A 24,604-nucleotide genomic window follows, 5' to 3' on the forward strand; every position below is an offset into this window, starting at 1 on the left:
CAATGACCTGCATATCGCCGGTCACGCCCGCAGTACTGCACTCACGCTGGTATCAAATAACTTACGCGAGTTCTCACGCGTAAATGGATTGATTTGCGAAAACTGGCTCTGAAATAACAGGTACTTTCATGTCACCTCAAAACGCCACCGTGCGCTGGCAGTTGTGGATCGTCGCCTTTGGCTTCTTTATGCAGGCGTTGGATACCACCATCGTCAACACCGCGATCCCATCAATGGCGCGCGACCTCAACGTTAGCCCGCTGAATATGCACTCGGTGATCGTCTCGTATGTACTCACCGTGGCGGTGACGCTGCCAATCAGCGGCTGGTTGGCGGATCGTTTTGGTGTGCGCAACATCTTCTTCTGCGCCATTGTGCTGTTCAGCATCGGTTCGTTGTTGTGCGCCTTCTCCACCACGCTGAATGAATTGATCATGGCGCGCGTGGTGCAAGGGATTGGTGGCGCGATGATGGTGCCGGTTGGGCGTTTAACGGTGATGAAAATCGTGCCGCGTGAGCAATATATGTCGGCGATGACCTTTGTTACTACGCCGGGACAAATCGGCCCGCTGCTTGGCCCAGCGCTCGGCGGGATTCTGGTGCAATACGCCAGTTGGCACTGGATCTTCCTGATCAATATTCCGGTCGGCATTATCGGCGCGATTGCCACGCTGACGCTGATGCCCAATTACACCATGCAAACGCGACGCTTTGATTTCCTCGGCTTCGTGCTGCTGGCGGTTGGCATGGCGACCTTGACGCTGGCGCTGGATGGCCAACGCAGTTCTGGCGGTTCTCCGCTGCTGCTCGGCCTGCTGATCTTGCTGGGCGTGTTTTCGCTGCTGTTCTATCTCATGCATGGCCGCAACAACGACAACGCGCTGTTTAGCCTGAAACTATTCGACAACCGCATCTATTCGATTGGCCTGCTCGGCAGTTTTACCGGGCGCATTGGTAGCGGCATGCTGCCGTTTATGACGCCGATTTTCCTGCAAGTTGGCCTCGGTTATAGCCCATTCCACGCCGGTTTAATGATGATTCCGATGGTGCTGGGCAATATGGGCACCAAACGCGTAGTGGTGCGCATCGTCAATCTGTTTGGATATCGCAATGCGCTGGTTGGCACGACCATTGCGCTGGCGGCGGTGGTGCTGCTGTTCCCCGTCGTCGCGCTGCTCGGTTGGTTCTGGCTGCTGCCGTTAGTGTTGCTGCTGCAAGGCATGGTCAACGCCATTCGCTTCTCATCAATGAACACCTTAACGCTGAAAGAGTTGCCAGATGATTTAGCGTCGAGCGGCAACAGCTTGCTGTCGATGATCATGCAATTGTCGATGAGTATCGGCGTCACCGTCGCCGGTTTGCTGCTGGGTGCGTTTGGTCATGGCGTCGTCACCGATAGCGCGGCAGCGCATCAAACCTTTATTTACACCTATCTGTGCATGGCGCTGGTGATTGTGCTGCCCGCGTTAGTGTTCTGGCGCGTCCCCAAGGATGTGAGTAAAAACGTCGATCTGCGAGGCAGGAGAAAAGGATGAAACGGCCGGTCAAACTGGGCATTGGCGCCAAGCTGTTTATGGCGATTTTTTCTACCTGCATGTTAGTGATCATCACCATGCATTGGGGCGTGCGTCTCAGCTTCGAGCATGGCTTTGTCGATTACATCAAGAAAGGTAACGAGCAGCGCCTCACTTTATTAAGCGATGCATTGGCCGATCAATATGAGCAGCACGGTAGCTGGGATTTTTTGCGGGCTAACGATCGTCTGATCTTTTCGATTTTGCGATCGCTGGAGCAAAATCCTGGCAGCGTCAATCAGTTGCCGCCGCACGGCTGGCGCACCCAATTCTGGATTGTCGATCAGCAATACAAAGTGCTGTCGGGTCCGCGCGCGCCAGTGCCGCCGGAAGGGACGCGACGCAACATCACCACCAGCAACGGCAAGATTGTCGGCTGGGTAATCGCCTCGCCAGCCGAGCGATTGACGCGCAGCACCGACATCAATTTCGATCAACAACAGCGGCGCACCAGTTGGATGATTGTGGCGCTCACCGGCTTGCTGGCGGCGCTGGTCACCTGGTTGCTGGCGCGTGGTTTGCTGGCCCCGGTAAAACGATTGGTTGATGGCACGCACCATTTGGCGGCGGGCAATTTCGCCACGCGTGTTGAAGTCGGCAGCAGCGACGAGCTGGGCCAGTTAGGACGCGACTTCAATTTGCTGGCGCGCTCGCTGGAGAAAAACGAGAGCAATCGCCGCGCCTTTATGGCCGATATTTCCCATGAACTGCGCACGCCGCTGGCAATCATGCGTGGTGAGCTGGAAGCGATGCAGGACGGTGTGCGCAAGCTGACACCAGAAGCGATCAGTTCGCTGCAAAGTGAAGTGGTGGTGCTGACCAAACTGGTGGATGATTTACATCAGCTATCGTTGTCGGATGCTGGCGCCCTCGCCTATCGCATGCAACCAGTGGATCTGGTGAACTTACTGGAAGTGGTGGCGGGCAGCTTTAACGAACGTTACCGCAGCCGCGAGCTGGCGCTGAATCTGGCGCTGCCAACCCAAGCCGAAAGCTTCGGCGATCCCGATCGTCTGATGCAGCTATTCACCAATCTGCTGGAAAACAGCCTGCGTTACACCGATGCGGGTGGCGCGGTGCAGGTTAGCGTGCAGCAGAAAGACGAATTGTGGCAGCTGACCTTTGCCGACAGCGCACCGGGCGTTGATCCCACCCATCAGGCACAAATATTCGAACGTTTTTTCCGCACCGAAAGTTCGCGCAATCGCGCCAGCGGCGGCTCGGGGCTTGGCCTGGCGATTTGCAAAAACATCGCCGAAGCGCATAACGGCAGCATAAGTGCAGATCACTCTGATTTAGGTGGCCTGCAAATCACGCTAAACTTGCCGTATGTTCCTCACTAGACGCCACTTATGAGCCCGGAAAATAGCGATCCCCTGATTCTTGTTGTAGAAGATGAACCGAAACTGGCGCAGTTGATGATTGATTATCTGCAAGCGTCCAACTATCGCACGCACCACATTGCGGATGGCAACGAAGTGCTGAATTACGTGCAGCAAACGCCGCCGGACTTGATGTTGCTGGATTTGATGCTGCCCGGCCGCGACGGCTTAACGCTGTGCCGCGAAATTCGCCGCTTCTCTGAGCTGCCGATTATTATGGTCACCGCGCGCACCGAAGAGATTGATCGTCTATTGGGGCTGGAAATTGGTGCGGATGATTACATCTGCAAACCGTTTAGCCCGCGCGAAGTGGTAGCGCGTGTGAAAACCATTCTGCGCCGCGTGAAACGTTCGCCAGAAGAGGCGCAGCAAGCGTCGCATCTGCAAATCGATGAAAGCCGTTTCCAGGCCAGCTGGCGTGAACAGCAGTTGGAGTTAACCCCTGCCGAATTTCGTTTGCTGAAAACCCTGGCGCTGGAGCCGGGCAAAGTATTCTCGCGCGAGCAGTTGCTGAATCACCTGTACGATGATTACCGTGTGGTAACCGACCGCACCATCGATAGCCATATCAAAAACCTGCGACGCAAGCTGGAAAGCCTTGATACCGAGCAGCCGTTTATTCGTGCCGTTTACGGTATGGGATATCGCTGGGAAGCGGATGTCTGTCGTTTGCTGTAGCCGCTTAGATTGATCTGAATCAATTGTTCTCCCTGCCGGCCTGCCTACAATTCCCCACCTTTTGCCGGGCCGCCTAATGCGGCTGCGGCACCTGCCATCGACGATGGCATGCTGACCTGACATCAGTGAGAAAATCCATGTTAAAACCTGAACTGCTTTCTCCAGCGGGATCGCTGAAGAATATGCGCTATGCCTTTGCCTACGGCGCTGACGCGGTGTATGCCGGACAACCGCGCTACAGCCTGCGCGTGCGTAACAACGAATTTACCCACGAAGTGCTGGCCAAGGGCATCAATGAAGCCCATGAACTCGGCAAAAAATTCTACGTGGTGGTGAATATCGCGCCGCACAACGCCAAGCTGAAAACCTTTATCCGCGATTTAACGCCGGTAGTCGCCATGCAACCGGACGCGCTAATCATGTCCGATCCCGGCTTGATAATGCTGGTGCGCGAAGCCTTCCCGGAAATGCCAGTTCATCTCTCAGTACAGGCCAACGCGGTGAACTGGGCGACGGTGAAGTTTTGGCAGCAAATGGGACTGACGCGCGTGATTCTGTCGCGTGAATTGTCGCTAGATGAAATTGCCGAAATTCGCCAGCAGGTGCCGGAAATGGAGATTGAAATCTTCGTGCACGGCGCGTTGTGCATGGCGTATTCCGGTCGCTGTCTGCTTTCTGGTTACCTCAACAAGCGCGATCCCAACCAAGGCACCTGCACCAATGCCTGCCGCTGGGAATATAAAGTGGAAGAAGGCAAGCAGGACGATGTCGGCAATATTGTCGGTTTTCATCAGCCGGTTCAGGTAAAGCAACCGACACTTGGCGTTGGCGATACTACCGATCGTCTGTTCCTGCTGGAAGAGAAGATGAAACCGGGCGAAGTGATGAGCGCGTTCGAAGACGAACATGGCACTTACATCATGAACTCCAAAGATCTGCGCGCCGTGGCACACGTTGAACGTTTGAGCCAAATGGGCGTACATTCGCTGAAAATCGAAGGCCGCACTAAATCCTTCTATTACTGCGCGCGCACCGCTCAGGTTTATCGCCGTGCCATTGACGATGCAGCGGAAGGCAAACCGTTTGACCCGGCGCTGCTGGAAACGCTGGAAGGTCTGGCGCATCGCGGCTACACCGAAGGTTTCCTGCGTCGTCATACGCATGACAGCTATCAGAATTACGAGCAAAGTTTTTCTATTTCCGAACGTCAGCAATTTGTCGGTGAATTCACCGGTGAACGCCGTGCCGATTGGGCGCAGATTGCAGTGAAGAACAAATTCATCATTGGTGATTCAGTCGAGATCATGACGCCAGAAGGCAACCTCAATTGTACGCTGGAAACCATGCAGAATGACAAAGGCGCAGCGGTGGAGGTCGCGCCGGGCGACGGGCATCGCGTATGGATCCCAGTACCGGAAGCAGTGCAGCTGGATTTTGCCCTGCTGCTGCGTAATTTTGTCGATGGCAACACAACACGCGATCCGCATAGCAAAGATCGCACTTAAGGAAAAGAAAATGGCGAAGTTAGATTAGGATCACAGACCGTCGCTGCGCCTCGCTTTAGAATCGCGCCTGCTGCTAACGAGTAACAATAAAAGCAGGTTTTAACAGGAACCACCTCATTCACCCGCCCGGCTCCCCCGTGCGGGTTTTCTTTTTTAGTCTCCCGCCGATAAATTTCTCATTATAGCTATGCTATAACCTGTGCTCTGTCTCTCGCGTCAAGGAACTGATAATGCAAAATAAACCGCTCACATTGCTGATCCTCAACGGCAAAGGCGCCGGTAATGAAGCGTTGCGCGCCGCCGTTAATACGCTGCGTGACGAAGGCTTTAATCTGGCGGTACGTGTGACTTGGGAGAAAGGTGACGGCGACCGTTATGTGCGCGAAGCCGTGGAATTGCAGGCAGAAACCGTGGTCGCGGGTGGCGGCGATGGCACCATCAATGAGATTGCGACCGCGTTGGCGGCGCTGCCAGAGCAGGCGCGTCCAGCGTTAGGTATCTTGCCGCTCGGCACCGCCAATGATTTCGCCACCAGCGTTGGCATTCCAGAAGAAATGGAACCGGCGCTGCGATTGGCATTGCTCAGCAAAGCCACCGCTATCGATTTGGCGCGCGTGAATGGCGAACGTTACTTTATCAATATGGCAACCGGCGGATTTGGTACGCGTATCACCACTGAAACACCGGAAAAGCTAAAGTCGGCGCTGGGTGGCGTGTCGTACTTTATTCACGGATTGATGCGCGTAGATGCGTTGAAGCCGGATAGCTGCGAAATCAGCGGACCCGGTTTTAACTGGCAAGGCGATGCGTTGGTGATCGGCATTGGTAATGGACGCCAGGCGGGCGGCGGGCAAAAACTGTGCCCCGAAGCACTGATTAATGATGGTCAACTCAATCTCAGCATTGTGACCGCACAAGAGTTACTGCCGACCTTGCTGCATTCACTGACGCGCGATGATGAAAATCCGAATATCGTTAAAGCGCAGTTGCAGTCGCTGACCATTCGTTCGCCGCATCAGATGACGTTTAATCTGGATGGTGAACCGCTGACCGGCAGTGAATTCAAGATTGAAGTGATGCCAGGCGCGCTGAGCTGCCGCTTACCGCCGCAGTGTCAGTTGTTGGCATAATCACGTAGGGTCGAGTTTCAGGTGCGCAAAGATGCGCACCTGACTAATACCGATTACACCTTCATCCAACGGCGTTCCAGCGCGGAAACCGCCACCGTTTCCAACACTTTCTGCACCTGCAAACCTTCAGCGAAATCCGGCCACATGCGATCGCCCGCGGCGATGCCGTTAATCAAATCGCGAATCTCCACGGTTTTCTGATCGTTAAAACCAATGCCATGCCCGGCAGAAACACAGAAGTTGGCGTAATCCGGATGCGCTGGACCGGTCAGAATGGTTTTGAAACCTTGACGTCCCGCCGGTTCATCGTGGATATACAACTCCAGCTCCGCCATGCGTTCTTGCGTGTAACGCAGCGTGCCTTTGGTGCCGGTTACCACATAGGTCAGGCCCATTTTGCTGCCGCAGGCGATACGCGAGGTTTCGAATACGCCGTGCGCACCATTCTTGAAGCGCAACAACGCGCTAGCCTGATCTTCGTTTTCCACTGGCAGCAGGCGCGATGCATCTTTCGGATCGGGACGCTGCTGAATCACTGTCATCATATCGCCGCTGACTTCTTCGATATCGCCGACCAAATAGTGCGCCATATTAACAATGTGCGCGGCCAAATCGCCCAACGCGCCTAAACCCGCCAGCGCTTTCTGGCAGTGCCAATCCAGCGGCGTTTCCGGACGCGCCAGATAATCTTCGTTGTGCGTGCCGTAGAAGTGAATCACTTCGCCGATTTCGCCACGTGCAATGATTTCGCGCGCCAGTTGGCTGGTGGGGTTTTTCATGTAGTTGAAACCCACCAAGGTTTTCACGCCCGCTTGCTGAGCGGCTTGCACCATCTCTTCGGCATCCGCCACAGATAACGACAGCGGTTTCTCAGAGTAAACGTGTTTGCCGTTGCGAATCGCTTCCAGTGCCATCTCTTTATGCAGGAAATTCGGTGCGCAGATATCGACCACATCAATGTTGGGATCGCGTACCAGTTCATGCCAATCGCCAGTGGAGCGGGCAAAACCAAACGTCGCCGCCTGTTTCGCTGCCAGCTCAGGATTCACCTCCGCCAGCATTTCCCGCACGATTTCGCCTTTGAGGGCAAACACCGTTGGGGCTTGCGCGTAGGCAATCGCGTGACAACGACCAATGTAACCACTGCCGATCATACCGATTCTGACTTTGTTCATGACTAATCCCTGGATGCGAGTAAGAAGTGATCTGGAATATATGTTTCGCTTTTTGGCTCGACAACGGCGAAATGAAATATCTGTGATCATGCATGCGAGGTATCTGACAAAAACGACAAATCAGAATGTAATTTTGCATAGAGAAGGTGATATTCATCACAATTGGCGGCGATTTGGGCGCCATTTAGCGCTATGACGTTAGGCGGAAAGGCTGAATTGACGCTTTATTCAGCAGTCAGTAATAATTGTGAAAAAGTGCTTTGACAAGGTCGGGCTCGCTCGTTAATATGCGCCCCGTTCAAACGATTCCTCTGTAGTTCAGTCGGTAGAACGGCGGACTGTTAATCCGTATGTCACTGGTTCGAGTCCAGTCAGAGGAGCCAAATTCTTAAAAAGAGCAGCCTTTAAGGCTGCTTTTTTTATGTCTGCGATTTGAGTGCGGTTTTTCCCTCATCCTAACCTTCTCCCGCAAGCGGGCGAAGGAACCGATCGGCGTGGTTTTATGCTATGCGCTCTGTGATTGTGTTCACAACTCTGCAACGTCAACTTGTATGGTAGTATTAACGCGCGTATTTTTTCATCATTGATTTCCGTTAATGCCCGATCCGCGATTGGAAAGGCATCAGGCCAGGAGTAGATGATGAAAAGTGTGGTGATTGAACAACCCGGCGAGTTGGTATTAGCAGAGCGTCCGCTGCCGCAACCCGCTGCCAATGAAGTGCGTGTCAAAGTGCGCTATGCCAGCATCTGCGGTTCTGATGTGCACATTTGGCACGGTCACAATCCTTTTGCTAAATATCCGCGCGTGATTGGTCATGAATTCTTTGGTGTGATTGATGCGGTCGGCGCTGACGTCGCCGCCAGCCGTATTGGCGAGCGCGTGGCGGTTGATCCGGTGGTGAGCTGCGGCCATTGCTATCCCTGCTCAATCGGTCGCCCCAATGTCTGTAAAGAGTTGCAGGTGATTGGCGTGCATCGCGATGGCGGTTTTAGCGAATACGCGGTCGCGCCGGCAAAAAACGCCTTCCGTTTGCCAGAAAGCGTACCGGATAAACTCGCCAGCATGGTTGAGCCGTTCACCATCGCCGCTAACATCACCGCCTTCCTCAAACCGCAACCCAACGATGTGGCGCTGATTTACGGTGCCGGTCCGATGGGTTTGACCGCAATTCAGGTGCTAAAAGGCGTGTACGGCGTCGAGCAGGTTTTGGTGGTGGATCGTTTACCTGAACGCCTGACTATGGCGCAGGAAAACGGCGCCGATCGCGTATTCAATAACAGTGAAATCCCGCTCGCCGCGCAGCTGGAAGGCGTGCAGCCTACGCTTATCATTGATGCCGCTTGCCATCCTTCTATCCTGGCTGAAGCCGCCGCCCTCGCCTCGCCAGCCGCGCGCATTGGTTTGCTCGGCTTCTCTGGCGAACCGTGCAGCATCACGCAGCAAAGTCTCACCAGCAAAGAGCTGTCGCTGTTCACCTCACGCCTTAACAGCAATCGCTTCCCGCAGGTTATTGAGTGGATTGAGCAAGGCCAGATTCAACCCGAAAAGCTGGTGACGCACTATTTCCCGCTGGCAGAAGTGGAACAAGCCATGACGTTGTTCGAAAAAGATCCCCGCACCTGCTGCAAAGTGATTCTACAAATGGGTTAACTTAACGCTCACACCAGGTGTCCTGCTGCCGGTGCGTACCCGCCGGCATAACGATTATAAAAATGATAAATGACGGAGTTTCTATGTTTAAGAATCTGCGCTGGATCCTCGTACTGCTGTTATTCCTGGTCTTTATGATCAACTACCTCGATCGTATTGCCCTGTCGCTGACCGTACCGCTGGTGGAAAAAGACCTGATGATCAACGCCGAACAGTTCGGCATGATTTTCGGCAGCTTCTTCTTCGGCTACGCCCTGTTCAACTTTGTCGGCGGATTAGCCACTGACAAATTCGGCCCGACCATCGTGCTCGGCACCGCTGTCGGCATGTGGTCGCTGTTCTGCGGATTAACGGCGCTGGCAACTGGCTTCTGGTCAATGATGATTCTGCGCGTGCTGTTTGGCATGGCAGAAGGCCCGATTTCCGCCTCCGCCAACAAAGCGATTAACGGCTGGTTCCCGAAAAAACAGGCGGCGACCGCGATGGGCTTGCTCAGCTCCGGTTCACCGTTGGGCGGCGCGGTGGCTGGACCGATTGTCGGCTATCTGGCGTTATCCTTTGGCTGGCGCCCGGCGTTTATCGTCATCGCGGCGATTGGCTTTATCTGGTTAGCACTGTGGTTCTTCTTCGCTGCGGACAATCCAGCCAAGAGCAAACGCGTGTCGCAGGAAGAGCGCGCGCTGGTTGAAAAATTAAAAGCCGAACAACCCGCCGATGTCATCGATCCCAGTGGTCAAGCGCACGGTCTGGGCTTTTACCTGCGTCAACCGATTATCCTGGTCACCGCCTTCGCCTTCTTCTGCTACAACTACATTCTGTTCTTCTTCCTCAGCTGGTTCCCGGCATACTTGGTGCAGGCGCATGGCCTCGACATCAAATCGATGAGCTATACCACCATGATTCCGTGGATTGTCGGCTTCGTCGGCCTGGCACTGGGCGGCTGGATTTCGGACAAAATCTTCAATATCACCGGCAAACTGCTGCTATCACGCAAGATCGTGTTGGTGGTTTCGCTGGCGGCCGCGGCGATTTGCGTGGCGATGGCGGGCACCATTAAAGAGGTCAACTCGGCGGTGATCATGATGTCGATCTCGATCTTCTTCCTCTACATCACCGGCGCCATTTACTGGGCAATCGTGCAGGACGTGGTGCACAAAAGCCGCGTCGGCAGCATCAGCGGCTTTATCCACCTGATTGGTAGCTTGTCGGGCGTGATTGGCCCGGTAGTGACCGGCTTTATCGTGCAGCATTCTGGCAAGTTCGACAGCGCCTTTATTCTTGCCGGTGCGGTCGCCGGACTCGGCGCATTGCTGGTATTGGTGGTGATTCGCGAACCGAAAACCAGCGATAAACCGGTTTCCGTATAATTTTCATGGGGCGCTCAGCGCCCCATTTGCTTAAGGACTGACTATGCTCCAGCTCGACCGCCTTCCCGCCGACGTGCAACGTCCCGCTTACGACCGTAAACAGCTTAAAACTCGCATGGTGCATATCGGCTTTGGCGCTTTTCATCGTGCCCATCAAGCCTTAGCCAGCGATAAACTGGCCGAACAAGGCAGCGACTGGGGCTATTGCGAAGTGAATCTGAATAGCGGCGAACTGATTCAGGCGCTGCGTCAGCAGGACTTGTTGTATACATTGACCGAAATGGCCGATAGCAGCTTGCACACGCGCGTTATCGGCGTCATCACGCAAGCCTTGCATGGCAAAGGCGACGGCATTGAAGCGGTGATTGAGGCGATGAGCCAACCGGATGTGGCGATTGTCTCAATGACCGTGACCGAAAAAGGCTACTGCTACATGCCATCAAGCGGCAAGCTCAACCCGGATCATCCCGATATTGTGCACGATGTTGCCAATCCTCACGCGCCACGTTCGCTGCCGGGTTTGATTCTGGCGGCGATTGTACGTCGTCGTGAGCGCGATCTGCCGCCATTTAGCGTGATGTCATGCGATAACATGCCAGAAAATGGCCACGTGACGCGTAACGTCATCACTCAACTCGCTGAGCGCCTCGATCCGGCATTAGCAGATTACATCCAAACGCACATCACCTTCCCCTCAACCATGGTGGATCGCATTGTCCCGGCGATGACCGATGCCGCATTCGATACGTTAACAGCACGGTTAGGCAGTCACGATCCGGTCGCTGTTGAAGCCGAACCGTTCTTCCAGTGGGTAATTGAGGACAACTTCGTTAATGGTCGCCCAGCATGGGAAAACGCCGGTGCGGAATTAGTCAGCGATGTATTGCCGTTTGAGGAGATGAAGCTGCGCATGCTGAACGGCAGCCACTCGTTCCTCGCCTACCTCGGCTTCCTGGCTGGGTATGAACACATCAGTGATTGCATGGCCGATGCCGATTATCGCCAGGCGGCACGCGCGTTGATGTTGCAGGATCAAGCGCCGACGCTGCGCACCCAAGGTGTCGATCTAACCGCTTACGCCGATTCGCTGATTGCGCGTTACGAGAACCTTGCGATTAAACATCGCACCTATCAAATCGCCACCGACGGCACGCAAAAACTGCCACAGCGTTTGCTGGATAGCGTGCGCTGGCATCTGCGCAATGGCACATCCTGCGATTTCCTGCTGCTGGGCGTGGCGGGCTGGATGCGTTACGTCAGCGGCGTGGATGAACAGGGCAATACGTTTGAGATTCGCGATCCGCTAAAGGATCAGCTAGCAACGATCGTGGCCAACAGCGCTGAAGGCGCAGAGCGCGTGCAGGCATTGCTGAGCATGCAGGCAGTATTTGGCGACGATCTGCTGCAACAAAGCGCGTTTGTCTCGCGCGTGACCGAACTCTATCTACAACTGGTAAAACAGGGCGCGCGCGCCACGGTGCAGGCACTGGTCACACAAGCGTAAGCGCCTTGTCAAAATGTGTAGCGCAGACGCAGCGTGCTGATTAGACTGACTCTTTCTCATCGGGCTGGCATTGGTCAGCCGTAATACGGATATTGCTGCATGTCGACTGCCTACACCATAACCACCAGCGAACCGGTAAATCAGCAGATCTATCGCTATCTGCGCAAAGATATTGTGACCTGCGTTATTCATCCGGGCTCGCTGCTGTCGGAAAAGGAAGTGTCGGCGCGCTTTAATGTGTCACGCCAACCGGTACGCGAAGCCTTTATCAAGCTGGCGGAGGCCGGATTGGTGCAAGTGTTACCGCAGCGCGGCACCTTCGTGCGCAAGATCTCCGCGCAGCGCGTGGCTGATGGCCGCTTTATCCGCGAAGCGGTAGAAATTGCCGTGGTGCGCCGTGCTGCGCAAGAGATGGGCGCGCAAGGCTTAATGGCGCTGGAACATAACTTGCAGTTGCAGCGTTTAGCGGCAGAACGTCATGACAGCCAGGCGTTTTTAGCGCTGGACGATGAGTTCCATCGCTTGATTGCCGAAGGGATTAATTGCTTGTTGGCGTGGGAAACGGTGGAGAACATCAAAGCCACCATGGATCGCGTGCGCTTTCTGACATTAAGCGAAGTGTCGCCGCCAGAAAGTTTGATTCAGCAGCATCAAAACATCTATAACGCGTTGAAAGCACAAGATGTTGAGGCCGCCGAAAGCGCGATGCGCCGTCATTTGCAGGAGATGATTCTCACCATCACGCCGATTGCCGAACGTAACAGCGAATGGTTTGAAGCGCCTTAATTTCAATACGAGCTCGATCGGTCCCCTCTCCCGCCTGCGGGAGAGGGTTAGGGTGAGGGAAAGCGCCCTCAATGCTCTATTAAGCTATTGTTACGTCCTTCGACAAATAAACATCCTGCACCGCATTAATCAGTTGCACGCCCTCTTTCAGTGACTTCTTAAACGCCTTGCGACCCAGAATCAATCCCATGCCGCCCGCGCGTTTGTTGATCACCGCCGTGCGCACTGACTCGGCCACATCGGTAGCACCGGCCGCCGCGCCGCCGGAGTTAATCAACCCGGCACGTCCCATGTAGCAATTCGCCAGCTGATAGCGCACCAAATCAATCGGATTCTCGGTGGTCAGCTTGCTGTAAACACGTTCATCGGTATGACCAAATTTCACCGCGTTATAGCCGCCGTTATTCTCCGCCATCTTCTGCTTGACGATATCCGCACCAATAGTCGCCGCAAGATGGTTGGCCTGACCGGTTAAATCGGCGCTGGCATGGTAATCCACGCCATCTTTTTTAAAGTCGTTATTACGCAGATAGGCCCACAACACCGTCACCATGCCGAGTTCATGCGCACGCTCAAACGCAGCAGAAATCTCTTCAATCTGACGGCGCGATTGCTCAGAGCCGAAATAAATCGTCGCGCCCACTGCTACCGCGCCCATATTAAATGCCTGCTCGACGCTGGCGTATAACGTTTGGTCATATTGGGTTGGATAACTCAGCGTTTCGTTGTGATTCAGTTTGACCATAAACGGAATGCGGTGCGCATAGCGACGCGCTACCGATGCCAGCACGCCATAAGTGGATGCCACGCAGTTACAACCGGCTTCGATCGCCAGCTCAACAATGTTTTTGGGATCAAAGTAGGCCGGATTGGCAGCAAACGACGCGCCTGCCGAGTGCTCAACGCCTTGATCGACCGGCAGAATCGACAAATAACCGGTGCCCGCTAAGCGCCCAGTGTTGTATAGCGTTTGCATGTTGCGTAATACGGTAGGAGAACGATTGTTGTCGATCATCACGCGATCAACATAATCCGAGCCTGGTAAATAAAGGCTATCCGCTGGAATGGTCATGCAGCGATGTTGAAGAAGAGTGTCCGCTTCTTTGCCCAATAACTGTACGATGTCCGTCATGTTCGCTCCTGATAAATGGCTGGATTGGAACCGGCACCTGCCGATTCGCCCCCAACAGCCTGGACCGAAATGCGCCAGGCTGGCAAATTGCTGACTCCATTTTTCAGACGGATTCGCAGTAAAAAAGCGGCAATCTGGCGTTACGCCCTACCACCATTGATGGAAATGGTGCACCGGCCCAATGCCCTTACCAACCTCCAGCGAATCGGCGTGCAGCAGCGCCTGTTGCAGCCACGCTTTGGCTGACGCCACCGTTTCTGCCCAATCGTTATGGCGTGGACGCAGCGCCGCCAACGCCGCCGACAACGAACAGCCGGTGCCATGCGTATGACGCGTGTTAACGCGCGGCGCAGTAAAACGCTGGCGACCGGCGCGGGTAATCAGCCAATCCGGGCTCTCGGCATCGCTAAGATGGCCGCCCTTCATCAGCACCGCTTCACAGCCCAAATCGAGCAATGCATCGCCCTGCTGCAACATGGTTTTCTCATCTTCTGCCATTGCGCGTCCCAGCAAAGCTGCGGCTTCCGGCAGATTGGGGGTGATCAGTGAAACTTGCGGCAGCAGCAATTCCCGCACGCTGGCAACCGCATCTGGCGACAGTAATGCATCGCCGCTTTTGGCAATCATCACCGTATCCAGCACCACAAATGGCAAGCTGGCGCGTTTCAGCCGTTCAGCAATCACTTCAACAATCGCAGTTTCCGACAACATGCCAATTTTGGCGGCATCAATGCGTACATCATCCAGCACCGAATCAAGCTGAGCGCCAACGAAACCAGGCTCGATGCGATAGACCGACTGTACGCCGCAGGTATTTTGCGCCACCAGCGCGGTGATCACGCTGGTGCCATACGCGCCGAGCGCGGAGAAGGCTTTGAGGTCAGCTTGAATACCTGCACCACCGCTGGGATCGGTGCCGGCAATGGTCAGCGCATTAATGCGTTTTGCAGAAGGTGCGCGTGGCGCGGTGGAGAGAAAGTGCGAATTCATATAGCTCCCAACCGGCGATCAAGAAGGCGAATGCGGTCAGGCATCTGACTTCCCTACGCTGGCATTATCCAGATCAGGTCAGCGGGTGTATCTCAGCCCTGTGTTAGAGGGGCACCCCGAGTCAAAACAACGTTGGGAGCATAGGCAAGTCAGTATTCGAAAGCAAGGGACTACGATTCAGTTGTGGATATGTCTCACAAATTTACATGTTACTCATTCGTGTAACTTATTGATTAAAGTCCTTAAAAGCGGTCATTTTTGCGTACTAAGTCATACTTTGTAATAAATTCCATTGATAATTCGCGTCGCGAAAAATAGCATCCACAGCAACTTGTTTCACGATGAAACAGTTTTGGAAAATTAATTATTAATGGAAACATCACGGAGGATTTACTATGCGCAGGATCCCACGCGCGCCGCTGTCCAATGCGGTTATCACCGCGTTGATTGCCGGCTCATTTATTCCTAACAACTACGCCCAAGCCACTGGATTTGTTGACGATTCCTCACTCTCTGGCAACCTATTTTATTGGCAGCGCCAGCGTGATCGCAAAGAGATGGATCCGCAAAAAGGCAGTTACGGCCAATACGATGCCAATCTGCACCACGCCTCTGCCAATGCCAATCTTGATTTCTCATCCGGTTACGCTGCTGATGTGATTGGCTTTGATCTGGCGGCCTATGGTGCGCTGGAACTCAGCGATAGCGGCCCGGCTGCACCGAATGAAATCGGCTTCAGTAACGCCCGCACTCGCTGGGATGAAGACTGGAGCGGAGATAAGGGCGGTTTAACTATTTACAAGGCCGCGCTCAAAGCCAAATGGCAGGATAGCTGGTTACGCGCGGGTTATTTACAACCCAACGGGCAAACGATTTTAGCCTCGCATTGGAGCTTCTTACCGGGAACCTATCGCGGCGTGGAAGCCGGTACGATGTTCGATTTTGCTGATGCCGGCGCCCTATCGTTCTCATGGATGTGGGCCGATGAATACAAAGCGCCGTGGTATCGCGACATGTATAACTTCCGCAAAGCCGATGGCCTCACCGATATTCCGTGGCTGCAATCCTTTGGTGCCAAATACGATTTCAAAAACACGCTGGTGATCGAAGGTGCGTACGGTCAGGCAGCGAATTATATGGATCAATATTTCGCCAAAGCCTCCTATCAGCTGCCTCTAGCGGGATCACCGCTGCGCAGTAGCTACCAGTTTTACGGCGCTAAAGATCGTGACAACAGCGGCGTCGGTCAGGTCAACGATGTTTATGACGGCTTAGCGTGGTTGCAAGCACTGACATTCGGCTACACCGCAGGCGCGTTTGATTTTCGCCTCGAAGGCACGTGGGTTAAAGCGGAAGGCAATCAAGGCTTCTTTTTACAACGCATGACGCCATCCTACGCCGGTTCGAACGGACGCCTTGATGTGTGGTGGGATTCGCGCTCTGACTGGAACGCCAACGGCGAGAAAGCCGTGTTTGCGGGTGTGATGGTCGATCTCGGCCATTGGCAATTGCCCGGCTGGCAAGTAGGCACCTCTTACGCCTATGGCTGGGATGCCAAGCCTTCGACCAATCCCATTTATGACCAAAGCCAACGCCTGAGAGAATCAGCGTGGAATCTCGATCTGGTTTACACCATCCAGGATGGCCGCGCTAAAAACACCCAATTCAAGCTGCATTACACCCGCTACAACAACCACAGCGATCTGCCCAGCTACAGCGGCGGCTACGGCAATATTTTCCAGGACGAAAAAGACATCAAATTTATGGTCATCGCGCCATTCACCCTTTTCTGACCCTTATCTGGCAGGAGCCAGAGACATTCATCCGTGGACGAGGATACATCATGAAAAAATTGAAATTAAGTTTACTGGCAATCAGTGTAATGGGTTTGGCGGCCTGCCATTCGTCGCTGAAAACCAATCAACAAGTCGTCGATCAAATCAGCCAATTTGGCGTGCAGTATCAGGTTACGGATAATCAGGCTGCCGATCACGGCATCAACTGCGCGGCGTTGGGGGCGGATTGGGCATCTTGTAATGGCGCGACCATCACCTTAACCAACAATGGCCCGGCCCTGACCAGTAAAAACTGGGCAATCTACATGAGCAACGTGCACGAAACGCTGCGTGTTGATAACGATCAGTTCAAAATGACGCACATTGTCGGCGATTTAACCCGACTGGAACCGACCGAAAAATTCAAAGGTTTTGCCGCGGGTGAATCGGTAGTGATTCCGATCGTCAACGAGTATTGGCAGTTGTTTATTACTGATGTGATGCCGCGTTGGTACGTTACTGCCGACAACGCTTCGCCAAAAATCATCGCCAGCACCGATACCGAAAACCTTAACCAGTTCGTCAAACCTTTTGGCAATCAGTGGAAACGTATTGCCGACGATAAAAACGTACTGATGCAACCGCAAAGCCGCTTTGCGAAGAATGCCGATGTACATCAGTTGCCAAAAAGCGCGCTGCGCGGACAAATCACGCCAACGCCACAAACTGTGAAAATCCACGCTGCTGATGTTGATCTGAGTCGTGGTGTGACATTACATCTTGATGCGCTATCCGCTGATCAAGCCGATGCCGTCATACAACGTTTCTCACTGCTCAACATTAAGCAACAATCTGCCGGTTATAGCGTCGGAACCCGCATTTCAACCCCACAATTCCATGGCGAAAATGCCGTCTCCGGCGCTTATCAATTACGTATTACCCCGCGCGGAGCCGAGATCATTGGTTACGATCAGGCTGGTGTCTATTACGGTTTGATGTCGCTACTTTCATTGGTACCAGCCGAGGGCAAACCGGTTATCGCCACGCTGGAAGCTAAAGATGCACCGCGCTTTGCCTATCGCGGCGCGTTCCTCGACGTGGCGCGTAATTTCCATACCAAACCCGCGGTACTGCGCATGCTTGACCAAATGGCGGCGTGGAAGATGAATAAGTTCCACTTCCATTTAACCGATGACGAAGCGTGGCGTATCGAAATTCCGGGTTTGCCGGAACTGACTGATGTGGGCAGCAAACGTTGTCACGACCTCACCGAACAACAATGTTTACTGCCACAATTAGGTTCTGGCCCATTTAGTGATAACAACGGCAGCGGCCACTTTAGCCGTGCTGACTACATTGAGATCGTTAAGTACGCCAAAGCACGCAATATCGAGGTGATTCCTGAAATCGACATGCCTGCCCATGCACGCGCTGCGGTGATCTCAATGGAAGCGCGCTATCAACAATTGATGAAAGCAGGCAAAACGCAACAGGCCAGCGAGTATCGATTGGTCGATCCGACAGACACCTCCAACACGCGCTCAGTGCAGTTATATGACCGCACCAGCTACCTCAACCCGTGCCTCGATTCCTCGAAACGCTTTGTTGATAAAGTGATTGGCGAAGTGCAAGCCATGCACCGTGAAGCGGGCCAACCGTTAACCACCTGGCACTTTGGTGGTGACGAAGCGAAAAACATCCGCCTTGGTCCGGGCTACACAGATATCAAAAAGCCTGAGGCTGGAAAAGGCATTTTGGACCAAAGCAAAGAAGATAAGCCTTGGGCAAAATCCCAGGTCTGTCAGGCGGTAGTGAAATCTGGCGAGGTGGAAGATCTTGAGCACTTGCCTAGCCATTTCGCCCTGGAAGTCAGCAAGATGGTCAATGCGCACGGCATTCCCGTGATGCAAGCCTGGCAAGATGGATTAAAAGATGCTGCCAACGCTCACGCCTTCGCCACCTCGCGCGTACGGGTTAATTTCTGGGACACGTTGTACTGGGGCGGCTTTGATACCGCCAGCGACTGGACGCAAAAAGATTATCAGGTGGTGATCTCGAATCCTGATTATGTCTACATGGATTTCCCATATGAAGTGAATCCGCAGGAACGTGGCTATTACTGGGGCACACGCTTCAGCGATGAGCGCAAGATGTTTGGTTTCGCGCCAGATAACTTGCCGCAGAATGCCGAAACCTCGGTCGATCGTGATGGCATGAGCTTTGAGGCTACCTCAAACAAACCGTGGTCAGGCGCATATGGCATTTCTGTGCAGTTGTGGAGCGAAACCACCCGCACCGATCAGCAAATGGATTACATGGTGTTCCCACGCCTGCTTTCAGTCGCCGAGCGCGGCTGGCATCGCGCAGAGTGGGAGCTGGATTATCAACAGGGCCGTACTTTTGAAGGTGGCAAAACCCACTTCGTGGACCAGCAGCAGCGCAACCAGGATTGGCAGCGTTTCGCCAACCTGTTAGGCCAGCGTGAACTGGCGAAAATGGATAAAGCCGGCATCCAATATCGTTTGCCAGTGCCGGGTGCGAAGGTGCAAAACGGTACGCTGGAGATGAACATCGCGCTGCCAGGCTTACCACTGCAATACAGTCTGGATAACGGTAAAAATTGGCAAAATTATGATGCTCAGGCAAAACCGCATGTGACTGCCAGCGATAAAGTGATGGTGCGCAGCGTAAGCCCAGACGGCAAACGTACTAGCCGCGCTGAAGCGCTGTAAAAACTCAATCCCGCGTGGGAATGCGCGGCTCTCTCTGACAAGGATGTCGATGAAAATCGCGGTATTTTCGTTTTATATAGTGGCGCTGGGTGCCGGTTTAAGCGGCGCCCTGTTCACTCCCACACTTAGCCTGTTTCTTGCCAGCGAACTCAATGTCGCCGCATGGAAAATCGGCACGTTTTATAGCGTTAACGCGCTCAGCAGTATTGCGATTAGCGTGGCGATCGCGCGCTATTCCGATCGTCTGCCTCAACGTCGTCCACTGCTGTTGTGCTGTTTAGCTGCGTTGGCTTTCAACGCACTGCTGTTTACCTTCTGCCGCGACTATCTGCTGCTAATTACCCTAGGTTCACTGCTCAGCGCCTGCGGCAGCGCCGCCGTGCCACAACTGTTTGCCTTGGCCCGCCAATCGCGCAGTGACAATGGATTCAGCGCTATTCTGCGCGCACAATTCTCGCTGGCGTGGATTTTTGGTCCGCCGCTGGCATTCTGGATAATCCACTCTTCCGGCTTCGCCTGGCTTTATAGCGGGATGCTGATCCTATTAGTTGGCGTCACTTTGCTGGCGCTGCGCTTACCGAACGGTGAAAAGCCGATTAGCACAGTTGCCAGCCTTCCCGCCGAACGACAGCCGCCAGGCCGCAACCTGATCTTTTTGATGCTCGCTACTTTGTTGGTGTGGAGTTGCAGTTCACTCTATTTAATTGGATTTCCGTTGCATTTAGCGCAGCAATCCTCGCTTTCCAGTGATTGGACCGGCGTCCTTTACGGCCTTGCCGCTGCGCTGGAAATCCCCATCATGTTGCTGAGCACCAGAATGCTAACGCGCTGGGGCAAACGCACGCAGATCCAATTCGCCATGCTGTGCGGCATCATTTTTTATGCGGGAATCTTCTTTAGCCACAGTTTTATCGCACTGATGTTGCTACAAATTTTCAATGCCACTTTCATCGCCATCATCGCCACCGTTGGATTGTTCTGGTTTCAGGACTTACTGCAAAAGCAGCAGGGAATGGCGGCAACGCTATATACCAATGCGGTATCCATCGGCGTACTGATTGCTGGCGTATTACAGGGAATTCTCACCACAGTTTCACCGCTGGCGATTTGGCCCGCGGCCTGTATGCTGCTGGTGATTTCATTACTACTGATAACAAAGGTCGACAATGTCTAAAAAACCTCATTCGTCGCGCATCGCTGCGCACATCAAAACACATGGAGTGTACGTAAATGAATGTCTTAATCACTGGCGGCGCCGGTTATATTGGCTCGCATATTGCCCTTAGCCTGCTACAACAAAATCATCATGTATTAGTGCTGGATAATTTGTGTAACAGTTCACCGATCGCGTTACAGCGCGTGGAAGCATTAAGCGGCAAGAAGCTAGCTTTTCATCAAGGTGACATCCGTCGCCGCGCCGATCTCAATCGCGTATTCAATAGCGAATCTATTGATGCCGTGATCCATATGGCCGGATTGAAATCAGTCAACGAATCACTGCAAAAACCGGTGAAGTATTATCAGAATAATATTGCCGGCACGCTAACGCTGCTGGAAACCATGAAGCAACATCAGGTCAATAAGCTGATCTTCAGTTCATCGGCCACGGTGTATGGCATTCCGGTGAAAATTCCGCTGTGTGAAAACTGCGATGCTGGCAACACCACCAATCCTTACGGTGCATCGAAATATATGGTGGAGAAGATCCTGCGAGAAGTGGTGGATGCGCAACCCGAATTAGCCATCACCGCCTTGCGCTATTTCAACCCGGCAGGCGCACACGCTTCGGGCCAGATTGGTGAACATCCGGCAGGTATTCCCAACAACTTATTGCCTTATTTATTTCAGGTAGCCAACGGTTTACGTGCAGCATTACCGGTATTCGGTGATGATTACGCTACGCCAGACGGCACCGGCGTGCGCGATTATATTCACGTGATGGATCTCGCCGAAGGCCACATTCAAGCCCTGAAGAATCTGCAAGCCGGTTATCGCCATTACAATCTCGGCACCGGGCAAGGCTACTCGGTGTTAGAAATTGTACGCATGTTTGAACAGGTGAGCGGCAAGCGCGTACCGCTGGATATGCGTCCACGTCGTCCCGGCGATGTGGCGATTTGCTTGTCCGATCCCAGTTCCGCTAGAGAGGAGTTGGATTGGCAAGCCACCCGTGGATTGGAAGCGATGCTGCGCGATGCCTGGCGCTGGCAAGTACTAAACCCGCAGGGATATGTCGTTCAGCCGGTTGAAGGGGAAGTATGATGAAACTCAATCGTGAATGCTTTTTAGTTCAGTATGAACAGCAAATTGCTGGGTTAAAACAACGCTTTACCATCCCAACTACTACACGATGGAAACATGAATTTCGCAAATTCAAACGTTGGTGCCAACAATTTCAGCCCGGTGAAATCAACGTTGCCGATTTCTCATCGATGTTTGCGGTGCCCACCAGTCGCTTGAGCGGCAAAGAATGCACGCTGCATCGCGTATGGCTTGGTGGCCCGCCGCCGCCGAACGTAACCCAAACTATTGTCCAATGGCAACGCGCTATCGAGGCCAGCCAAAGTGAATTTCAGCAGACATTATGGGTTTGGGATGCGCAGCAACTGGCGGGCGATGTGCGCTTTGTCGCTCAACAAGCCGATGATGAATTGCAACCTGGCATCCTGTTTCTAACGGATGCGTTGGTTAACGTGAACAGTTTGAGCGCGTTAATGCGCGAGTTTGATCCTGCTTTAACGCAGATGTTGCAGCAACTGCATGATAAACGTTATTACGCCACCCTTTCCGACTTTTTCCGCATGGCCATTTTGACCCAACGTGGCGGCGTATATATGGATGCGGATACTCTTCCCGCACAACCGGCAACGCTGTTTTTATGTCAGCCAGAACTGCCGGATTTTTCCGGCACGCAACAGCGAATTAACTGGCTAAATTTATTTACTGATGAAACTGGCATGATCATTAGCCACCAGCAAAATCCTGCGTTACTAAAAATGCAGCAACAACTCAGCGATATTTATCGCCACTGGCCGCAACCACTAGCGAATAAAACACCCGAAAGCGAGCGTGCGATTTTCGAGCCGTTTTATCAATTATGGTGCGAACAATTAACCATTAGCCAATTGAGCCACCAGGATTTCAGCCGTGAATACGCAATCTGCGGTTTTGATGTGCCACAACAGCGCATCTGTGGAATTAAAGGTATGCGCTTGCAGGAGGATATTTTAAGCGGCGAAAAGCGTGCTTTGAGTGATGAAGAAGAGTCGTATTATCAACACACGATAGCTCAGCTCAATCTGCGTAACTGGCAAATAGATAACCCTTTAACGCTGGCTGAATTTGCCCCACTGTTTATTGACTGTGATATTTTGCAGATTGCTTATGCACCGCAACTGCGCGCTGAGATTCCTTATTATCACTATTACGGCGTACTATCTCAGGATAAACAACTCGATAAAGTTAACGCGTTATTTAGTGATTTCCTTATTGCTAATAACCAACAGGCGATTGATGCGGGTGATTTTTGGCAGCCGATTTTCGCCACGATTGAAAAAACATTATGGTTTAAGCCGGGAACCTTAGCCAACTGCGCCGAACTACGCTGTATGGCACAACTAATTCTTCGCACCAGTTATCTGGAATATTGTTCGATTAGCAACCTTCACTCGCTGGATATTATTAGCTTACAGCAACAACAAAATATCCAACCGTTTCTTAGCCAAATATCCATGCTGTACAACGCGGCTGGAAAAATGATTGGTTTCATCAATGCTGCACCGATGAGAGATTACGATTCGATTAAGGTTGGCTACGGTTACCGCGCGGAGGTAAGGCCGCTGGATGACGCATACGACAGCTTTGTCACCTATCACAGTCAGCCTGACGATTACTTTGTTTGCAGCGTGGCGCTGCATGCTGAAGAACAGGGTAAAGGCTATTTCAGTCAAGTTTTGTCGCGGATAACTCATCAAGCCAAACAGCAAAAATTGCGCCGTATCACTTTATGTGTTTGGCAGTCCAGCCCGGCGCTTGTGATCTATCGCAAGAAAGGATTTGAGTTGATCGCCACGATGGAAAAGGAAGTAAGCTGTTTCAATGATAAATTGCTGTTTATGGCGATAACGCTCTAAACGGTTTACATCAAATAAAAGGCGCGCTAAGCGTTAATAGCGCGCCAATATTCATATAATGGAAATGATTGAACACCGCTAATACCTATTCATAGGTAAACAATGGATTCAAATTGATTAAAATCAAATTATGACATGAATAAAATCGGCCTAATAAGCCTCCGGCTACACAGCGTAACGCGTCAAGTTGTCACTTACCTGTTTTAGAACCGGAAATCACAATGAAATTATTCAGTTTTATCCCCCACATGCATCGCTGGAAAAATATTACCATCACGCGAGGTGGTGCCATTTCACCCTCTGGCCGCAGCTATTACTCCACACACATCAGCGCCCAATGTAAAGGCTGCGATGTTCAGATCAATAAAGTATATTACCGCGATATTAGTGATGCGGAAGCCCGCCGCTGGCTGGGATAATATCCTCGCAGCATGATTATTTAAACATCATTTATATCTAAGCGAAAGATATCGCTATCGCGATGTAATCCGAGCTTACGCATCGCCGCTCTTTTTTGCGAACTAATGGTTTTGACGCTGCGTGATAATCTCAATGCCGTTTTCGATACACTAAGCCCTGCATGCAAATATTCCATTACTATTTTTTCTTTTGCCGATAATCGGGCGCCAATTTTGTCCTTTTCCCCATCAGCGGAAATACCTTTTTCATCATAGCGATGATTAAGCCAAATGTGGCGTAAGCCGGTAATGACATTTTCAGGAGAGAGCGACTTGCAAAAATAAGATTTGACCAATGGTTGCAGTGCATCACTCTGCATTTGATGATGACGACAATCCCCCATCGTTACAATTGCCATTTTGGGATAATGGCGGTGAAGTTTATCAATCACCGCTTTAACATCCAAATCCCCATTGGGAAGTGAACAGTCAATTATCGCAATATTTGCAGGTGCTAAACTGAGAGACAAAAATAACTCACTACTATTTTTACAGCAATCAGTTACGCGAAAGTCGGATTCGTCATTAATAATTCTTTTGAGGCCAATCAAATACAGCGGATGATCATCGAGGATGACAATATTATTTTCACTCATTTTATTTTCGTCCATTCAAAATAATAACCTGCTAGC

19 protein-coding genes, 1 tRNA gene, 1 pseudogene and 1 riboswitch are annotated in these 24,604 nt (G+C 52.6%); of the genes and pseudogenes, 17 read left to right on the forward strand and 4 right to left on the reverse strand.

Features of this window, described 5'->3' with window-relative positions:
• The 6 genes and pseudogenes from ABDW13_RS12170 to yegS all read left to right on the forward strand — a co-directional run.
• A pseudogene (locus ABDW13_RS12170) lies at positions 1-112 on the forward strand (VapC toxin family PIN domain ribonuclease); the annotation flags it as partial.
• A 16-nt stretch (positions 113-128) separates the two neighbouring features.
• Positions 129-1,535 carry a multidrug transporter subunit MdtD gene (gene mdtD, locus ABDW13_RS12175; RefSeq protein ID WP_343552815.1) on the forward strand — a complete coding sequence of 469 codons (1,407 nt, stop codon included), beginning with the start codon at positions 129-131 and terminating at the stop codon, positions 1,533-1,535.
• The gene (gene baeS / locus ABDW13_RS12180; RefSeq protein WP_343552816.1) at positions 1,532-2,917 is read left to right on the forward strand and encodes a two-component system sensor histidine kinase BaeS; all 1,386 of its coding nucleotides are present in this window, start codon (positions 1,532-1,534) and stop codon (positions 2,915-2,917) included. Before mdtD ends, baeS begins: the two co-directional genes overlap by 4 nt.
• Before the next feature lie 9 nt (positions 2,918-2,926).
• Positions 2,927-3,634, forward strand: coding sequence for a two-component system response regulator BaeR (gene baeR, locus ABDW13_RS12185; protein WP_343552817.1), 708 nt, complete (start codon positions 2,927-2,929; stop codon positions 3,632-3,634).
• Positions 3,635-3,771: 137 nt separating this feature from the next.
• Positions 3,772-5,139: a tRNA 5-hydroxyuridine modification protein YegQ gene (yegQ, locus tag ABDW13_RS12190; RefSeq protein WP_343552818.1), complete on the forward strand. Its 1,368-nt coding sequence runs from the start codon at positions 3,772-3,774 to the stop codon at positions 5,137-5,139.
• A 230-nt stretch (positions 5,140-5,369) separates the two neighbouring features.
• Positions 5,370-6,269, forward strand: coding sequence for a lipid kinase YegS (gene yegS, locus ABDW13_RS12195; RefSeq protein ID WP_343552819.1), 900 nt, complete (start codon positions 5,370-5,372; stop codon positions 6,267-6,269).
• Positions 6,270-6,322: 53 nt separating this feature from the next.
• Here the strand turns inward: yegS and ABDW13_RS12200 are convergent, their stop codons facing one another.
• Positions 6,323-7,444, reverse strand: a complete 1,122-nt coding sequence (locus ABDW13_RS12200) for a Gfo/Idh/MocA family oxidoreductase (RefSeq protein WP_343552820.1) — start codon at positions 7,442-7,444, stop codon at positions 6,323-6,325.
• 307 nt (positions 7,445-7,751) lie between these two features.
• On the opposite strand from ABDW13_RS12200, the gene ABDW13_RS12205 reads away from it, so the two are divergent.
• The 5 genes from ABDW13_RS12205 (at position 7,752) to ABDW13_RS12225 (ending at position 12,752) form a co-directional block, all read left to right on the forward strand.
• Positions 7,752-7,827: transfer RNA gene (locus tag ABDW13_RS12205), tRNA-Asn, on the forward strand.
• A 257-nt stretch (positions 7,828-8,084) separates the two neighbouring features.
• Positions 8,085-9,095, forward strand: a complete 1,011-nt coding sequence (locus tag ABDW13_RS12210) for a Zn-dependent oxidoreductase (RefSeq protein ID WP_343552821.1) — start codon at positions 8,085-8,087, stop codon at positions 9,093-9,095.
• 83 nt (positions 9,096-9,178) lie between these two features.
• Positions 9,179-10,462 carry an MFS transporter gene (locus ABDW13_RS12215; RefSeq protein WP_343552822.1) on the forward strand — a complete coding sequence of 428 codons (1,284 nt, stop codon included), beginning with the start codon at positions 9,179-9,181 and terminating at the stop codon, positions 10,460-10,462.
• A 43-nt stretch (positions 10,463-10,505) separates the two neighbouring features.
• The gene (locus tag ABDW13_RS12220; RefSeq protein WP_343552823.1) at positions 10,506-11,966 is read left to right on the forward strand and encodes a mannitol dehydrogenase family protein; all 1,461 of its coding nucleotides are present in this window, start codon (positions 10,506-10,508) and stop codon (positions 11,964-11,966) included.
• 99 nt (positions 11,967-12,065) lie between these two features.
• Positions 12,066-12,752 (forward strand): GntR family transcriptional regulator, encoded by a 687-nt coding sequence (locus tag ABDW13_RS12225; RefSeq protein WP_343552824.1) that lies wholly within the window; start codon positions 12,066-12,068, stop codon positions 12,750-12,752.
• A 79-nt stretch (positions 12,753-12,831) separates the two neighbouring features.
• On the opposite strand, the gene fbaB is transcribed toward ABDW13_RS12225, so the two are convergent.
• Positions 12,832-13,884: a class I fructose-bisphosphate aldolase gene (fbaB, locus tag ABDW13_RS12230; protein ID WP_343552826.1), complete on the reverse strand. Its 1,053-nt coding sequence runs from the start codon at positions 13,882-13,884 to the stop codon at positions 12,832-12,834.
• A 147-nt stretch (positions 13,885-14,031) separates the two neighbouring features.
• On the reverse strand, positions 14,032-14,874 hold the full coding sequence (gene thiD / locus ABDW13_RS12235; RefSeq protein ID WP_343552827.1) for a bifunctional hydroxymethylpyrimidine kinase/phosphomethylpyrimidine kinase: 843 nt from the start codon (positions 14,872-14,874) through the stop codon (positions 14,032-14,034).
• Positions 14,875-14,907: 33 nt separating this feature from the next.
• Positions 14,908-15,003: riboswitch (TPP riboswitch) on the reverse strand.
• A gap of 266 nt (positions 15,004-15,269) precedes the next feature.
• On the opposite strand from thiD, the gene ABDW13_RS12240 reads away from it, so the two are divergent.
• The 6 genes from ABDW13_RS12240 (at position 15,270) to ABDW13_RS12265 (ending at position 23,933) form a co-directional block, all read left to right on the forward strand.
• Entirely contained in the window at positions 15,270-16,667 is a 1,398-nt protein-coding gene (locus ABDW13_RS12240) for an OprD family outer membrane porin (protein ID WP_343552828.1), read from the forward strand.
• Between the two features lie 50 nt (positions 16,668-16,717).
• Positions 16,718-19,381, forward strand: a complete 2,664-nt coding sequence (locus ABDW13_RS12245; protein WP_343552829.1) for a beta-N-acetylhexosaminidase — start codon at positions 16,718-16,720, stop codon at positions 19,379-19,381.
• Between the two features lie 49 nt (positions 19,382-19,430).
• Complete coding sequence (locus ABDW13_RS12250; protein WP_343552830.1) at positions 19,431-20,555, forward strand: sugar efflux transporter; 1,125 nt, start codon at positions 19,431-19,433, stop codon at positions 20,553-20,555.
• A 56-nt stretch (positions 20,556-20,611) separates the two neighbouring features.
• Positions 20,612-21,643: a UDP-glucose 4-epimerase GalE gene (galE, locus tag ABDW13_RS12255; RefSeq protein ID WP_343552831.1), complete on the forward strand. Its 1,032-nt coding sequence runs from the start codon at positions 20,612-20,614 to the stop codon at positions 21,641-21,643.
• Positions 21,640-23,514 carry a GNAT family N-acetyltransferase gene (locus ABDW13_RS12260; RefSeq protein ID WP_343552832.1) on the forward strand — a complete coding sequence of 625 codons (1,875 nt, stop codon included), beginning with the start codon at positions 21,640-21,642 and terminating at the stop codon, positions 23,512-23,514. The genes galE and ABDW13_RS12260 overlap by 4 nt, the downstream gene beginning before the upstream one ends.
• A 221-nt stretch (positions 23,515-23,735) precedes the next feature.
• Positions 23,736-23,933 carry a hypothetical protein gene (locus tag ABDW13_RS12265; protein WP_343552833.1) on the forward strand — a complete coding sequence of 66 codons (198 nt, stop codon included), beginning with the start codon at positions 23,736-23,738 and terminating at the stop codon, positions 23,931-23,933.
• Between the two features lie 20 nt (positions 23,934-23,953).
• Here ABDW13_RS12265 and ABDW13_RS12270 read toward each other — a convergent pair whose 3' ends face one another.
• Positions 23,954-24,583: a response regulator transcription factor gene (locus tag ABDW13_RS12270; RefSeq protein WP_343552834.1), complete on the reverse strand. Its 630-nt coding sequence runs from the start codon at positions 24,581-24,583 to the stop codon at positions 23,954-23,956.
• Positions 24,584-24,604: the final 21 nt, after the last annotated feature.

The organism is Pantoea sp., from assembly GCF_039594315.1.
Classification (GTDB): domain Bacteria; phylum Pseudomonadota; class Gammaproteobacteria; order Enterobacterales; family Enterobacteriaceae; genus Pantoea.